General features: G+C 37.6%; 18 protein-coding genes. All 18 read right to left on the reverse strand.

What is annotated here, in order from left to right; all coding sequences use genetic code 11:
- Nucleotides 1-356: 356 nt before the first annotated feature.
- The 18 genes from topA to ftsY all read right to left on the reverse strand — a co-directional run bounded on the left by topA (nucleotide 357) and on the right by ftsY (nucleotide 16024).
- Nucleotides 357-2435: a type I DNA topoisomerase gene (gene topA, locus SPK86_RS07655; protein WP_330949021.1), complete on the reverse strand. Its 2079-nt coding sequence runs from the start codon at nucleotides 2433-2435 to the stop codon at nucleotides 357-359.
- Between the two features lie 160 nt (nucleotides 2436-2595).
- Nucleotides 2596-3495: a DNA-processing protein DprA gene (gene dprA / locus SPK86_RS07660; RefSeq protein WP_330949022.1), complete on the reverse strand. Its 900-nt coding sequence runs from the start codon at nucleotides 3493-3495 to the stop codon at nucleotides 2596-2598.
- A 116-nt stretch (nucleotides 3496-3611) separates the two neighbouring features.
- Nucleotides 3612-4514, reverse strand: coding sequence for a succinate--CoA ligase subunit alpha (gene sucD, locus SPK86_RS07665; RefSeq protein WP_330949023.1), 903 nt, complete (start codon nucleotides 4512-4514; stop codon nucleotides 3612-3614).
- Between the two features lie 57 nt (nucleotides 4515-4571).
- Nucleotides 4572-5732, reverse strand: coding sequence for an ADP-forming succinate--CoA ligase subunit beta (sucC, locus tag SPK86_RS07670; protein ID WP_284139936.1), 1161 nt, complete (start codon nucleotides 5730-5732; stop codon nucleotides 4572-4574).
- A 90-nt stretch (nucleotides 5733-5822) separates the two neighbouring features.
- Nucleotides 5823-6092, reverse strand: coding sequence for an EscU/YscU/HrcU family type III secretion system export apparatus switch protein (locus SPK86_RS07675; RefSeq protein ID WP_284139935.1), 270 nt, complete (start codon nucleotides 6090-6092; stop codon nucleotides 5823-5825).
- On the reverse strand, nucleotides 6089-7849 hold the full coding sequence (locus SPK86_RS07680) for a hypothetical protein (protein ID WP_284139934.1): 1761 nt from the start codon (nucleotides 7847-7849) through the stop codon (nucleotides 6089-6091). The genes SPK86_RS07675 and SPK86_RS07680 overlap by 4 nt, the downstream gene beginning before the upstream one ends.
- Nucleotides 7850-7901: 52 nt before the next feature.
- Entirely contained in the window at nucleotides 7902-8669 is a 768-nt protein-coding gene (locus tag SPK86_RS07685) for a ribonuclease HII (RefSeq protein WP_330949024.1), read from the reverse strand.
- A gap of 152 nt (nucleotides 8670-8821) precedes the next feature.
- Nucleotides 8822-9670: a ribosome biogenesis GTPase YlqF gene (gene ylqF, locus SPK86_RS07690; protein WP_330949025.1), complete on the reverse strand. Its 849-nt coding sequence runs from the start codon at nucleotides 9668-9670 to the stop codon at nucleotides 8822-8824.
- Between the two features lie 6 nt (nucleotides 9671-9676).
- Entirely contained in the window at nucleotides 9677-10249 is a 573-nt protein-coding gene (gene lepB, locus SPK86_RS07695; protein ID WP_284139931.1) for a signal peptidase I, read from the reverse strand.
- A 158-nt stretch (nucleotides 10250-10407) separates the two neighbouring features.
- Entirely contained in the window at nucleotides 10408-10752 is a 345-nt protein-coding gene (gene rplS / locus SPK86_RS07700) for a 50S ribosomal protein L19 (protein WP_330949026.1), read from the reverse strand.
- A gap of 172 nt (nucleotides 10753-10924) precedes the next feature.
- Complete coding sequence (trmD, locus tag SPK86_RS07705) at nucleotides 10925-11668, reverse strand: tRNA (guanosine(37)-N1)-methyltransferase TrmD (RefSeq protein WP_330949027.1); 744 nt, start codon at nucleotides 11666-11668, stop codon at nucleotides 10925-10927.
- The gene (gene rimM, locus SPK86_RS07710) at nucleotides 11668-12186 is read right to left on the reverse strand and encodes a ribosome maturation factor RimM (protein WP_284139928.1); all 519 of its coding nucleotides are present in this window, start codon (nucleotides 12184-12186) and stop codon (nucleotides 11668-11670) included. The genes trmD and rimM overlap by 1 nt, the downstream gene beginning before the upstream one ends.
- Nucleotides 12179-12586, reverse strand: a complete 408-nt coding sequence (locus tag SPK86_RS07715) for a YlqD family protein (protein ID WP_284139927.1) — start codon at nucleotides 12584-12586, stop codon at nucleotides 12179-12181. The genes rimM and SPK86_RS07715 overlap by 8 nt, the downstream gene beginning before the upstream one ends.
- 89 nt (nucleotides 12587-12675) lie before the next feature.
- Entirely contained in the window at nucleotides 12676-12903 is a 228-nt protein-coding gene (locus SPK86_RS07720) for a KH domain-containing protein (RefSeq protein ID WP_284139926.1), read from the reverse strand.
- Between the two features lie 16 nt (nucleotides 12904-12919).
- The gene (gene rpsP, locus SPK86_RS07725; protein ID WP_284139925.1) at nucleotides 12920-13192 is read right to left on the reverse strand and encodes a 30S ribosomal protein S16; all 273 of its coding nucleotides are present in this window, start codon (nucleotides 13190-13192) and stop codon (nucleotides 12920-12922) included.
- Nucleotides 13193-13271: 79 nt separating this feature from the next.
- Complete coding sequence (gene ffh, locus SPK86_RS07730) at nucleotides 13272-14615, reverse strand: signal recognition particle protein (protein WP_284139924.1); 1344 nt, start codon at nucleotides 14613-14615, stop codon at nucleotides 13272-13274.
- Nucleotides 14616-14628: 13 nt separating this feature from the next.
- Nucleotides 14629-14952, reverse strand: coding sequence for a putative DNA-binding protein (locus SPK86_RS07735; RefSeq protein WP_284139923.1), 324 nt, complete (start codon nucleotides 14950-14952; stop codon nucleotides 14629-14631).
- Nucleotides 14953-15022: 70 nt separating this feature from the next.
- Nucleotides 15023-16024 (reverse strand): signal recognition particle-docking protein FtsY, encoded by a 1002-nt coding sequence (gene ftsY / locus SPK86_RS07740; RefSeq protein WP_284139922.1) that lies wholly within the window; start codon nucleotides 16022-16024, stop codon nucleotides 15023-15025.
- Between the last annotated feature and the right edge of the window lie 4 nt (nucleotides 16025-16028).

Consider the following 16028-nt stretch of genomic DNA (forward strand, 5'->3'; position numbering starts at 1 on the left):
GTAACAAGATTCAGAATCGATTACTATTTTTTGAAAATGGAAACAAGATTTAATGAATTTTAGTAGGATTTTCTTAGAAGTTAAGCTCACTACTAAACTTATTATCATACAGTGTGTGTCAAGTAAAAACACTTACCAATAGGGAATTATATCCCTTTTTAATTAAATAGTCAACTAATTTACGTTTCATAGAAAATGGGAACGATACTATCATCATAACCGTTTTATCACAACATTAATCATAATACATTGAATTTTTTTGTTTCATAAGATCATTAGCGTTAATTACTACATACCAAAACCGAATCAAAGACAAACGAAAAAGTCGTTTGACTATAGATCAAACGACTTGTCATCTAGCTTTGTAGCTTTTCTTTATAATCACATTTCGTACATTGAATTTGGGTTGTTTTTTTATTTCGCTTTTCTACAAGCAAGGATTCACATTTAGGACAAGGTCTAGCAACTGGCTTATCCCAAGAAACGAAATCACATTCAGGAAATTGATCACAACCGTAAAACACACGACGTTTCTTTGATTTCCTTTCGACAATGTTTCCTTTTTTACATTTTGGACATGATACGCCTATTTCTTTCAATATCGGTTTTGTATTCCGACACTCTGGAAAATTAGAACATGCCATAAACTTCCCATAGCGACCCATTTTAAATACCATCTCATGTCCGCACTTCTCACAATCCTCGCCAGCAGGCTCATCTTTGATCTCAATTTTATCCATTTCATTTTCTGCAACTACAAGTCGCTTATTAAAATCACCATAAAAATCATCGATGATTTGAACCCATTGGATATTACCATCTTCAATTGAATCTAATTCACTTTCCATTTTCACAGTAAAATCAACATCGATAATTTCTGGGAAAAATTCTTTTAGTAAATCAATAACGATAATACCAAGTTCAGTAGGAACAAAACGTTTATTGTCAATACTTACATAGCCTCTTCTTTGAATGGTGTCCAAAGTTGGGGCGTACGTAGATGGTCTCCCAATCCCTTTTTCCTCCATCGTCTTTACAAGTCGAGCTTCTGTATAGCGTGGTGGTGGTTGCGTAAAATGCTGATTCGGATCAATGGAGTTCGCTTGTACAATCATACCTTCAGATAGGTCTGGAAGAAGCTTGTTCTCATCCTTTTTATTATCATCATTTCCTTCTACGTATACCTTCATAAAGCCTTTAAACTTTATAGTAGAGCCGGTTGCCCGAAACTCAACATTATTATTTAACAAGTGGACTGTCATTGTATCGAGCACAGCTGCAGCCATTTGACTCGCTAAAAACCGTTCCCAAATAAGCTTGTAAAGACGCAATTGATCACGAGATAAAATATCCTTTAATGAGCTTGGATCACGATTAACTGAAGTTGGACGAATGGCTTCGTGAGCATCTTGTGCTCCTTCTTTTTGCTTATCATTCGCTTGCTTTCCAAGAAACTCTTTCCCAAATTTGTCTTCAATATAAATTGTCGCTTCTTGTTTTGCAGTTTGCGAGATACGCGTTGAATCAGTACGCATATACGTAATTAACCCGGTGATTCCACCTGCTTTTTTTCCTAGGTCAATTCCTTCATACAACTGTTGGGCAATCATCATCGTTTTCTTCGCTCGGAAATTTAATTTACGAGCTGCTTCTTGCTGTAAGGAAGAAGTTGTAAATGGCTTTGCTGGATTACGTCTTCTTTCACGTTTGTTTACTTTATCAACAGCAAACTCTTTTCCGGATAGTAGCTTTTGAATTTCTTTTACATCTACTTCCGATTTTAATTCTCTTTTTTTCCCATCTACTCCATAGAAAGATCCTTCAAACAACTCTTTTTCTTTCTGAAAAGCTGCTTCGATAGTCCAATATTCTTCTGGTTTAAAATCTTTAATTTCCTGTTCTCTATCAATGATCATTTTGAGGGCTACAGATTGAACACGTCCAGCACTCAATCCTTTTTTTACTTTTTTCCATAATAATGGGCTAATATTATAGCCGACTAAACGATCCAATATTCTTCTTGCTTGCTGGGCATCAACTAGATTATGATTAATCGACCTTGGATTTTTAAATGATTCCTTTATTGCATCCTTTGTAATTTCATTAAATACAACGCGACATTTCGAATCTTCATCAATGTTAAGTGCATGAGCTAAATGCCATGCAATGGCTTCTCCCTCACGATCGGGGTCAGCTGCTAAATAAATTTTCTTAACTTTTTTTGCTGATGTTTTCAAGTCCTTTAATATATCACCTTTGCCTCGAATGGTAATATATTTCGGTTTAAAATCATCTTCTGTATCTACACCCATCTGACTTTTGGGAAGATCTCGAACATGCCCCATCGATGCTTTTACTTTATACTTTTTTCCTAAATATCGTTCAATCGTTTTAGCCTTGGCAGGCGATTCTACGATTACAAGATAGTCTGCCATATTTCTTTCCTCCTAAAATGAGGTGCAAAATAAATTATCTTAAGTTTGCGCTTCATGTGTGCCATTAACTGCACTTAATAAAATGGAAATCTTCACTAATATTAAATATATATAATACTTTTGTCAAACGAACTGATAAACGTCATTCAATTAGCAATCGTTATCTTTGCCAAATACCTTTTATCGTTTCCCAGTCTTCTTCGATATCTTCCCACTTCGATATAAGCTTTGCTCCCTCTTGAATAATTTTGTGACATCCCTTAGTTTGTGGAATCCAAGGGTCTCCTGGAGTAGCAAATACTTCTCTTCCCTGCTCTAATGCTTGTTCAACTGTAATTAGCGTTCCGCTTCGTTCCATTGCTTCAATTACTAAGGTTCCGAACCCCAATCCACTAATAATTCGATTTCTTTCTGGAAAGTGATAAGGCTGAGGGGCTGTTGTCGGCGGATACTCTGATAGAATTAATCCATTACTTGTGATTATTTCCTTAAACAATCCTACGTTTTGTTTTGGATAAATATGCTGAAAACCACTTCCTAGCACTGCAATTGTATATCCTTTTTCAGCTAAAGCAGTTCGATGTGCAAAGCTATCGATCCCTTTTGCCATCCCACTAACAATGACCCAGCCTTGTTTAATAAGTGGAGACAATAAATATGTCGTTTTCTTCATTCCTTCATTAGAAGGAGTTCTAGTTCCAACAACACTTAGGGACGGGAACTGATGTAATAGATTCATATTCCCTATCGCAAATAAAACAAGCGGCAAGTCCTTTATCGTTTTTAACATAGCAGGGTAGATGTCGTCAACTATTGTAATAATTGTATATCGGGAACTGTCTCTTTTTATGTCGTACAAAAGTGCTTCATTGTGTAGGTCTTTGTATAAAATGTAGGCTATATTTGCTGGTATAGCTAAAGTAGCAGCAAGCTGTGAGGTAGAATACTCGTAGAGTTTTGTTAATGAGGGATCTTGATGAAGAAGCTTATGAAGCCTTGCTCTAGTAATGCCTTTACAATAGTATAAATGAATCAACCGATCGCGAAATGTAGAGGGCAATAAATCACATCCTTAAGAAAAGAGCTGGTACAATTCGGAAGTTTCTAATACAATCCTAGAATACTTACATCGCAGATTAAATCTAGAATACCTTTGTACCAGCCTCTTATTATTTTTTAATGTGTTTTACATTTTTCATCGAGTCCACGTTCTTTAAGAACCTGAATCATCGTTTCTCCCATTACTGCTGGAGTATCCGCAACTGCAATGCCACACTCTCTCATAATCCGTATTTTCTCATCTGCAGTTCCTTTTCCTCCAGAAATAATTGCTCCAGCATGCCCCATGCGTTTCCCAGGAGGTGCAGTAGCGCCGCCTATAAAGCCAACAACGGGTTTTTTCATGTTTGCCTTTACCCATTCTGCAGCTTCTTCTTCCGCAGTTCCACCAATCTCACCAATCATTATTACCGCTTCTGTTTCAGGATCTTCATTAAATGCCTGAAGCACATCAATAAAGTTTGTACCATTAACTGGGTCTCCACCAATACCAACAGCTGTTGTTTGACCATAACCAGCAGTTGATAATTGATGAACTGCTTCATACGTTAACGTACCGGAACGTGATACAACACCAATGTGACCTTTTTTATGAATATAACCTGGCATAATCCCAATCTTACATTCTTCCGGTGTAATTACACCTGGGCAATTTGGTCCAACTAGGCGCGTTTTCTTGCCTTCCATATAACGTTTTACTTTTACCATATCCATTACAGGAATATGCTCCGTAATACAAATTACAAGATCCAATTCTGCATCGACAGCCTCAAGAATGGCATCTGCAGCAAATGGAGCTGGCACATAAATAACAGATGCATTTGCTCCTGTTTTTTCTACTGCTTCCTGTACCGTATTAAAAACCGGAACGCCTTCTACTTCTGTACCGCCTTTTTTCGGTGTTACACCACCAACGATTTTTGTTCCATATTCAAGCATTTGTTTTGTATGAAATCTGGCTGTTCCACCAGTTATACCTTGGACAATAACTTTTGTATCCTTATTAACATATACACTCATCTTCGTCCGTCCTTTCTATCAGCTTTCTCGAAATTTTTGTGTTTTCTTTTGAAGCTATTACTTCACCATGGAAACAATTTTTTGTGCACCATCTGCCATCGAATCAGCAGAAGTAATATTGAGCTTAGATTCCTCAAGTATTTTCTTTCCAAGGTCAACGTTTGTTCCTTCAAGGCGAACTACTAATGGAATCTCTAAGCCTACTTGCTTCGTTGCTTCCACTACACCTTCCGCAATAACGTCGCACTTCATAATTCCACCGAATATATTGACAAAAATTCCTTTTACATTTGGATCGGACAAAATGATTTTAAAGGCTTCCGTTACCTTTTCAGCAGTTGCACCACCTCCAACATCTAGGAAGTTTGCTGGATCACCGCCATAGTGCTTAATAATATCCATTGTGGACATGGCGAGGCCTGCACCATTTACCATGCAACCAATGTTTCCATCTAAAGAAATATAGCTCAAATCATATTTAGAAGCTTCAATTTCTTTTTCATCTTCTTCATCAAGATCGCGCAACGCCATAATATCTTTTTGTCGATAAAGTGCGTTATCATCGAAGTTAAGCTTTGCATCAAGTGCAAGTACTTCTCCGTCACCTGTCGTTACAAGTGGATTAATTTCTGCTATCGAGCAATCTTTCTCAACGAATGCCTGATAAAGGCCCATCATGAATTTCACCGCTTTTGATAGCAGTTCATCTGGAATATTAATATGAAATGCCAGTCTTCTAGCTTGATAACCAGTTAAACCGACAACAGGATCGATTACTTCCTTAAAGATCTTTTCAGGTGTTTTGGCTGCTACTTCTTCAATTTCTGTACCGCCTTCTTCAGAAGCCATCATGACCACACGAGAGGTTGCGCGATCTAATACAACACCAACATAGTATTCTTTTTTAATGTCACAGCCCTCTTCAATAAGGAGACGTTTTACTTCCTTACCTTCTGGGCCTGTTTGGTGCGTTACAAGCACTTTTCCAAGTATTTCATCTGCATATGTACGCACTTCGTCTAAACTTTTGGCAACCTTTACACCACCAGCTTTACCCCTACCGCCGGCATGGATTTGTGCTTTAACGACTGTTACGGAAGATCCGAGCTTTTTAGCAGCCTCCATAGCTTCATCTACTGTATAAGCTACATAGCCATTCGGAACTTTTACGCCGTAATTACGTAAAACTTCTTTGCCTTGATACTCATGAATGTTCATCCTTCATCCTCCCATCAAATTCACTGCATTTCCATTGTATTAAAAAACAACAAATTTCACAAGAATAAGCGAAACTTGTTGTCTAGTCGATTATAAATCTATTTCCTGATCTGTTCGGTAAACAAAAGCAAATACTTCCGCAACTACTTGATAGAGCTCTGCGGGAATCGTTTCATTGATATTCAGCTTAGCCAGTAACTCCACAAGAGATGGGTCTTCTAGAATAGGGACATTCGCTTTTTTTGCCTCTGCTATAATATTATCAGCTACCAATCCCTTGCCAATTGCTGTTACTTTTGGTGCATGACTTTTCTTAACGTCATACTGTAAAGCTGCTGCCTTCTGTCTTTTTTCGTTCATATTCGATAATCTACCCCTTCATAGATGGCATTATCCTTTTTCACTGAGGTGGAAGGATTTGTACGCTCCATTTCTTTAAATGGCTCATAACCAATTGAGGTTAGCTGATAATCTATGGAAGCCAATCCTGCTTTTATATCCTCCTGGTACTTTTTAGCATAATCCTTTAATTTAGGATGATCATTAAAAATAACGATGGACACTGCTCGTTTTTGAATGTGCATATCAATCACGGTTTGTTTTAAGTTTGCTAGTTCAAGGTAAAACAACACGCGACAATGATCACTATCGATTTTTCCATTCGCATTTTTTCTACCTTCAAAATCTATTTTAACATCTTGAGGCAGTCCCAACTTTCCAGCAGGAAACTGTAGCTGTGCTTGAATAAGCTGACCACTCTCCTGCACAGATTGAAGCTGTAGTCCATTTAAAACGTGAATTAACTGCTGTGCTCTATCAGAAACGTTCGTATCGCCCCGCTGTTGCACAACTTGTAGCAATAACGCTTTCATTGTATTCATTTGATGCTGCTGGTTCCCCCTAGCAATCTCGTTTTCTAAAGAAAGCCCTGATAACTGAAAGAAACGATTCATATGTGAGAGAAACGCATCTTTGAGAGATGGAAGTGACACGGTAGGCGATTCGGACAATCTAGGAAGCATGTGCGATACTTCCTCAAAAGTCGTTGTAGCTGCTAACGTCCGAATCATTGCGACTATTTGCTTTAGATGACCGAGCTCATTTTTTACATTTACTAAATTATTACCTTCTTGAGGAAGACCTAACGCTCGTAAAACATGGTCAACTGCCTGTTTAAAGGAAGTGAATTGCTGTTCTGTTAAACTAGCAGTACCTTTTAACGGCATCCCTTCAACAATTGCCCAATTGTTTAAAAAGGTGGTCGCGTGCTCTTGTATTGTAGCCTTCATGCCTATTGTAGAAGTAAACAACTGCTTTAGCCTAGAAACATCGAATGGAAAGCTGGAAGTTGCATGTTGTTCTAGCTTTGTATTACCTTGCAAATCTAAACCATGAAGTAATTGCTGCTTCCAATTAGAAAATGGAACAGATAAATCGATAAACCGCAATGCTTTCATCATATGAAATAATCTTGGATTATCTTGACGCGCCTCCGTTAGCATCCATTCCAATAATACTCCTTTTCCTTCCATAGCAGGCTGTGTTAATTCACTAATTTGTTGCATTAGTGCATGCTGTGCGATAGTGGGATTTTTTACTGCCTTTAATACATTAAAAAGACCGGATAATTGTGTAGATACACTTAAACTGTGCTGCGTTTTCATTGCTTGAAAAATTGATTCTTTTATTGGTATTGATTGCGCGATCATTTGCTTTAGCGTTTGTAACACTTCCGTTGAGGTTCCATACTTTTCAAGAATAGGAAATGCTTTTTGCAACTGCTGCACATCAAAAGGGATCTTCTCATAAACAAGTAATTGTGTGAATATGTTCATTCCTTTTGTTGCCTTAAAACCAAGCTGCTTTAATAGCTGCATCATACTATCCTCAGAGTTTAAAGTTACTTGTTCGTTTACAACCTTTAAATGAACCATGTCCGCCGTTTGCTGTACTTGAAAAAAATATTTCTCTCCAACAGTCAATGCTGCTTCCAGTTGAGCAATCATCATTTTTGAGCCTAACTGGATTGCTGCCTTATTATTCGGGTAAAGTTTTAATATCTTACCTTGCACAATTTGTCCAGGTCGAAGTTCATTAGAAGATGACGTGGTTTTCATTATAGAATTAGCTCCTGATATGTATTGAATACCCAACGAAATGACCTCCTACCTATTGATTTGCTCCTTTGACTGGGGCAAATGACTTGCGATGATATGGTGTGATTCCATATGTTTTAAGTGCCTCTAAATGAGCTTTAGTTCCATATCCCATATTTCTATTAAATTGATACATTGGATATTGTTCATGAATTTCTTGCATGAGAGTATCACGGGTAACCTTTGCCAAAATACTTGCAGCAGCGATAGAAATACTTTTTTGGTCTCCTTTGGTCATTGCTTTTGAAGGCCAAGGTAATCGATCAAGGTTCACCGCATCAATTAACACGTAATCGGGTGCAATATGAAGCTCATCTAATGCAAGCCGCATTGAACGTTTCGTAGCTTCAAAAATATTAATGTCATCAATAATGGAATTGTCCTGAACAGCAATACTATAGGAGATAGCTTGATCTTTAATAATGTGAAAAAATTCATTTCTTTGTGCCTCATTTAACTGCTTCGAATCGTTAAGTCCTAGCAATTTAAAATGAGGAGGTAAAATAACTGCTGCAGCAACAACAGGGCCAGCTAGTGGACCGCGTCCAGCCTCATCCATGCCAGCAATATACATATACCCATTTTTTCTACCTTCATTTTCAAAGTGACACATTGTTTGAAACTGTTTTTCTAGTAATAATACGTGTTGTAGTTTTGCTTCGTATCTTTTTAAAAGGGCTTGTACACCCTTTCGATTATCATTTTTTAGCTCTTGAAGCAATGTATCCTTTACTTCCCCACTAGCTAAGATTGTTTTAATTTCCGTTATTGTAGCACTCATTTTCTTAGCACCTTACTTTCTATCTCTATTATCGGTTTCTTTATTGGCAATGTGAACGATAAAACTATAGAACCTGTTGAATTTGATAAATTATATTTAGTTTACCATGTTCATAGCAAAACAAATAGCATCCATCCTATGATGCATGCTATTTAATCTAAAGCCGTTTCTAATGTAATTGCTCCGAGTCTACCAGTTCGCAAATCTTGAAGCACAATTTCTGCTACTTTATCAAAATTAACATTGCCGCCGCTCTCTAAGGCACCGCGCTTTTTCCCAATCTGTGTAAAAACATCCCACATATCCGTCATTTGTCTATCAACATCATAGCGCTCTTCCATCAAAGAAGGATAATGCTGCTGTAAATAATTGATAACAAACGCGGCTACATCCTGTAAGGATAACAGCTGATCTTTAATCGTTCCAATTGCTGCCAATCGATAGCCGACCATTTCATCCTCAAACTTCGGCCATAAAATTCCTGGCGTATCTAAAAGTTCAAAATCCTTCTTCACCTTAATCCAAAGCTGATGTTTTGTTATACCAGGGCGATCACCTGTTTTAGCAATTTTTTTATTTGCTAAGCGGTTAATCAATGTCGACTTTCCTACATTGGGAATACCAACGATCATTGCTCTTGCTGCTCTTGGTTTAATCCCTTTTTTTTGTAGCTTTGCCATTTTTTCATTTCCTAATGCTTTAGCAGTTTGGATTATTTGAGTGATATCGGCTCTATCATTAACATTTACTGCAACTGCTGGGATATCCATTTGCTCGAAATGGGTAATCCAATGATCTGTTTCTTTTTGATCTGCCAAGTCACGTTTCATCAGCACAATCATTTTACGCTTTTGCTGTAATACTTGTTGAAGCATTGGATTTTGCGAGGATAAAGGTGCACGAGCATCTACTAGTTCGACAACAAAATCAACTAATTTCAGCTTTTCTTCGATTTCCCTTCTTGCTTTTGCCATATGTCCTGGAAACCATTGTATTGTCATAGTATGCTACTCTCCCTCTCCTAACACTTGCATGCGTTTAAATGGCCAATAAATCACACTAGTCTTACCTACGATTTGCTCCATTGAAATTAGTCCAAGATCACGACTATCAACAGAATTCCCACGATTATCTCCTAGAACAAGTACGTGGTCTTTCGGAATTGCCTCATATTCTCCAGGTAAATTCTCAAGTGAAAAATCCTCTGTTAATATTTGATATGGCTTCATCTTTTGTTTTTGTTCTTCTAAAAAAGGTTCCTCAACCGCTTCACCATTAATGTAAAGTACATTGTCCCTTACAGCTACATGCTCTCCAGGAAGACCGATGACTCGCTTAATAAAATCCTTTTTATTAGAAGCATGAAAAACAATAATATCAAACCGATTCGGTTCATGAATACGATAATCAAATTTATTTACAATCATCTGATCTCGATTATGTAATGTTGGCATCATTGATGGTCCATCCACTATAATTGGGGTGAAAAAAAATGTTCGCACAATAAAGGCCAGCGCAAAAGCAATTAATAGTGCCTTCACCCAATCAAACCAATCACTTTTTCGCTTAGCCTTTCCCATAAATCGCCCTCCATTACAAGTTATATAGTTTTATTTTAATCTATAAGTAGAATTTCATTCAATGATAAAATGATTGCATTGTAAAACAATCGAGTAAAAAAGGAGCTTGCACATAATGCTAAGCTCCTTTCCTACATGTGTTCGAAAAGAATCTAATCTTATCGACGCTCTTTAATACGTGCAGCTTTTCCACGTAGATTACGTAGGTAGTAAAGCTTCGCACGACGTACAATACCACGGCGAGAAACTTCAATCTTATCGATACGTGGTGAATGTACAGGGAATGTACGTTCAACTCCAACACCGTAAGAGATTTTTCTAACTGTAAATGTTTCACTGATTCCACCGTTTTGACGCTTGATTACAACGCCTTCAAAAACCTGAATACGTTCACGGGTTCCTTCAACAACCTTCACGTGAACTTTTACAGTATCTCCCGGGCGGAAATCAGGATGGTCTGTACGAAGTTGATCTTTTGTAACAGCTTCGATTAATTGTTGCATCCTGTTTCACTCCTTCCAACCCAATGCTCATATCGGTAAATATGACAGCGGAACATTGTTTATAGCGCTAAAGCATACACTTAAGCACAATCATTAATATACCATAATGATGCTAGTAGTTCAACTACTTTTACACAGTACATCGTACATTTTATAGAAAATAAACCAGCGACTAATCGCTTACTTTGTTATTAGGATGACTTGTTAACCAATCCCATTCTTCATCTGAGAGAATGTCTTTCGTTAATAGCTCTTTTCTCCGCGCATACGTCCGTTCTAACGACTTTTGTCGACGCCACTCTCTAATTCGTTTATGATCTCCAGATAAGAGAACTTCCGGCACATGCATTCCCCGAAAATTAGCAGGTCTCGTATAATGTGGATATTCAAGTAAGCCAGTAGAAAATGAATCTTCTGGCGCCGATGCTTGATTCCCTAGAACATCCGGTATTAAACGTACAACACTATCAATGACTACCATCGCACCAAGCTCGCCGCCTGTTAAAATATAATCTCCAATTGATATCTCATCCGTAACTAGATGCTCACGGATTCGCTCATCATAGCCTTCGTAATGTCCACAAATAAATAGTAAATGCTCTTCTTGCGCCAATTCTTCCGCTTTCCTTTGCGTATAAGGCTCTCCTTGTGGACACATCAAAATAACACGGGGCTTTTCTTTTTTCCTATTTGTCACAGCTTCTACTGCATCGAATACAGGCTGTGGTGTCAAAACCATTCCTGCTCCGCCACCATATGGATAATCATCAACCTTGTTATGCTTATTTTCGGTATAATCTCGAAAATTCACAAGATCATAGGAAAGCTTTCCCTTATCCTGTGCTTTTTTTAACATGGATGAATTCATCACGCCTGAAAACATTTCAGGAAACAAAGTCAATATGTCGATATGCATTAGTCTAGCAATCCTTCCATTGGTTCAATCATGATTCTTTTCTGATCCACATCAATGTCTTTCACAACATCTGGGATATACGGAATAAGCAAGTCCTTTCCCGCTTTTTGTTTTATTACCCAAACATCATTTGCACCAGGCGAGAGTATTTCTTTTATAACGCCTAATTCTTCCTTCGTTGTTAAGGAAAACACTTTACATCCAATAATCTCATGGTAATAAAATTCACCATCTGCTAATTCTGTTAGCTGAGAATCATCGATTTTCAAAAATGCACCTTTAAATCCTTCCACATCATTTATATTGTCATAGCCTGAAAAGTGAAGCAAATCAAACCCTTTGTGCATTCGATGCCCATCGATGGTAACTTTGATAAGGCTCCCTTCAGCATTCGCAATATATAAGGAATTTCCTCGTGTGAAGCGCTCTGCAAAATCCGTAATTCTAAGCACCTTCACTTCACCACGGATTCCGTGTGTATTTACAATTTTTCCTACTTTAAACATTTTGTCAGTCATTTTTTTCACCATGCTCTTCTATTCGAATGATTACTTCATCCTCTAGTACAATTGCTTGTTCCCCCATAAATTCATGCCAATGCATTCCTTCTTCGACCTCAACAAGAGCTTCAACTTCTCCCTCAACAATTTCACTACCAAGCGATAGCATATCTAACTGTTCTATCTTAAACTCAATCAGTTTAATTTTTTCTTTGCGATTTTTAATTTCTTGCTGAAATCGATCAATAATCTCTTGTTTGGAAACACCAGTTTTATTTTGAAGCTTCCGCTGCTCAAATAGCAGTTGTTGACACTCTTGCTCAAGTCGCAGTTTATGATGAACAAAATTATCGTGCAATTTCTTTTTACTTTTTTCGGTAATAATTTGCTTAACCTGGACCTTTTTAATGATTTTCATTTGCTTTTCCTCGCTCTCACATCATTGTCCGACGCAATCTAAATAGAGAGGTATGGATGTGTAAAAAGGGAAAGGTCATCCCTCTCCCTTTACATAATATCCAGATAAATACGTTTTTTTGCATCCGACTTAGCTGCATATACAACTGTTCGGATTGCTTTTGCGATACGGCCATTTTTGCCAATAACCTTCCCTACATCTTGTTGATTAACAGTAAGATGATATACAATCTTTGCTTCTTCCTCTGTTTCTGTTACCTTGATGTCCTCGGGAAAATCAACAAGCGGTGTAACGATAGTCTCAATTAGGGCTTTCATGCGCTATCACACTACCTTACTTTTGGTTTTTTTGGTCGTGGAATTTCTTCATGATGCCTTCTTTTGAAAATAAATTACGAACAGTATCACTTGGTTTTGCTCCGTTTGCCATCCAGTTTAATGCTTTTTCTTCATCTATTTTAACCTCAACTGGATTTACTACTGGGTTATATGTTCCAATTTGCTCGATAGAACGTCCATCACGTGGTGCACGTGAATCAGCAACTACGATACGATAAAAAGGATTTCTTTTAGACCCCATACGCTTTAAACGAATTTTTACAGCCATTTTCTTGCACCTCCATTAATATGTTTTACACAGTTTTAAATTTTAACAGAAACATTGAAGCCTGTAAAGTGTTTTTACATTACATGAAAGGAAATTTAAAACCTTTGCCTTTTTTTCCTTTTTGCATGTTCGTCATTTGCTTCATCATTTTCTTCATTTCATCAAACTGCTTGAGTAAACGATTCACTTGTGAAACAGAGGTTCCAGATCCTTTTGCAATTCGTTTCTTTCGATTTGCATTCATAATGCTAGGATCTTGACGCTCCTGCTTTGTCATCGACTGTACAATTGCCTCTACATGAGAAAGTTGTTTTTCATCAATTTGAACATTTTTTAGCCCTTTAACTTTATTTGCACCTGGCATCATTGTCAAAAGGTCTTCCAGTGGACCCATTTTTTTCACTTGGCCCATTTGTTCTAGAAAATCATCAAAAGTAAAGGACATCGTCCGCATTTTTTCTTCTAATTCTTTTGCTTGCTTTTCGTCAACATTTGCTTGTGCTTTTTCAATTAAGGTTAATACATCACCCATACCTAATATACGAGAAGCCATTCGCTCTGGGTGAAATACTTCTAATTGATCTAGTTTTTCTCCCATTCCGGCAAATTTAATAGGCTTTCCGGTGACTGCTTTAATGGATAATGCTGCTCCTCCACGAGTATCGCCATCAAGCTTTGTTAACACAACTCCAGAAATATCTAATTGGTCATTAAAGCTTTCGGCTACATTAACAGCATCCTGACCTGTCATTGCATCAACAACTAGGAAAATCTCATCAGGTTTTACATTCGCTTTAATTTCCTGTAATTCATCCATTAAATTCTGATCGACATGAAGTCGACCAGCGGTGTCAATAATAACATAGTCTTGATGCTCTGCCTTCGCCTTTTCAATTGCTTTTGTAGCAATTTCTATTGGACTTACATCTGTTCCCATGGAGAAAACAGGCATATCCAATTGTTTTCCTAACGTCTCAAGCTGATTAATTGCAGCTGGGCGATAAATATCACAAGCTACTAAAAGGGGACTACGGTTATATTTTTTGCGTAATAAATTAGCTAGCTTTCCTGTTGTAGTCGTTTTTCCTGCCCCTTGTAATCCCACCATCATAATAACGGTTGGTGAGCGATCAGCAACGGCGATTTTACTTTGCTCGCCGCCCATTAATGCGGTGAGCTCTTCTTTCACTACTTTAATAACTTGCTGTCCTGGTGTTAGACTTTCCATTACTTCTTGCCCGATTGATCGTTCCTTAATACGCTTTATAAGGTCCTTTACTACTTTAAAATTAACGTCGGCTTCAAGTAATGCGAGTCGCACCTCACGAGTCATTTCTTTTACGTCCTGCTCAGACACTTTTCCTTTGCCGGTAATTTTTTTAATCGTATGTTGTAAACGGTCGGCCAATCCTTCAAATGCCATAGAAGGTGTCCCCCTAATCTATTTCTTTTAATTGTTGAAGCAATGGTTGAAGTGCTTTGTCTTCATTCCCTAGCTTCTGTTCTAACTGTTCTATAAGCTCCATACGTTTTTGAAATTTATCGTACAAATTTAATTTCTCTTCATATGTTTCAAGCATGGCTTCTGTACGTTTAATATTATCATACACTGCTTGGCGAGACACTTCCTTCAATTCGGAAATTTCACCTAAAGAATAATCTTCTGTATAGTACATTTCCAAGTAGTTACGTTGCTTTGGAGTTAAAAGCCCTTGGTAAAAATCTAATAAATAATTGACACGGGTCGTTTTCTCAAGCATTTTATTCATCCCTTGTTAAGTAGAATTGCTTTACGTAATATAATAACGAAAGCGTACAATTACTGTCAAGTTATTCTTCGTCTTCAGATGTCTCAAGCATATCTGCGAACAACCCGTACACAAAGGCATGCGCATCAAACTCCTGAAGATCTTCCATTCCTTCACCAAGTCCAACAAACTTAACCGGGATTTGGAGTTCATGACGAATCGCTAACACAATTCCGCCTTTCGCTGTACCATCTAATTTTGTTAATACAATGCCAGACACATTTGCTGCTTCGGAAAATGTTTTTGCCTGGCTTAACGCATTTTGACCAGTTGTAGCATCCAGTACGAGTAATACTTCATGTGGTGCCCCAGGAACTTCGCGTTCAATCACACGACGCACCTTTGCAAGCTCATTCATTAAGTTTACTTTATTTTGTAGTCGACCAGCAGTGTCACAAATTAAGACATCTGCTTTACGTGACTTGGCTGCCTTAATACCGTCAAAGATAACAGCAGCTGGATCGCTTCCTTCCCGCTGCTTAACCACTTCTACGCCTGCACGTTCTCCCCATACTTCAAGCTGCTCGATAGCACCCGCACGAAACGTATCGCCCGCTGCTAAAATAACATGTTTTCCTTCTTGCTTTAAGTTATGGGCAAGCTTGCCAATCGATGTTGTTTTTCCAGCACCATTTACACCTACAACAAGAATAATGGATAATTGATTCTCATTTAGTTCTAGCTTTTCGATGCTTTCGTTATCATCACCATAATAAATTTCCACAAGCTTTTCAGAAATAACATCTCTGACTTCTTTTGTATCCTTTATGTTTCTTCGTTTTACTTCCAATTTTAATTCATCAATTAAATCCATTACCGTCATAACACCAACATCAGCAGAAATTAAAGCTTCCTCTAGCTCCTCGAAAAAGTCTTCATCAACTTTCCGATACTTGGCAATTAAATCATTTATTTTACTCGAGAAAGAATTTCTTGTTTTTTCCATTCCTGTTTTATATTTTTCAGAAACCCCTTCAGTATCTGTTTTTTTAAACTTATTCTTTAATTTATCCATAAAGCTCATTTTG

This window comes from Virgibacillus sp. MG-45, assembly GCF_036409425.1.
Taxonomy (GTDB): domain Bacteria; phylum Bacillota; class Bacilli; order Bacillales; family Amphibacillaceae; genus LDC-1.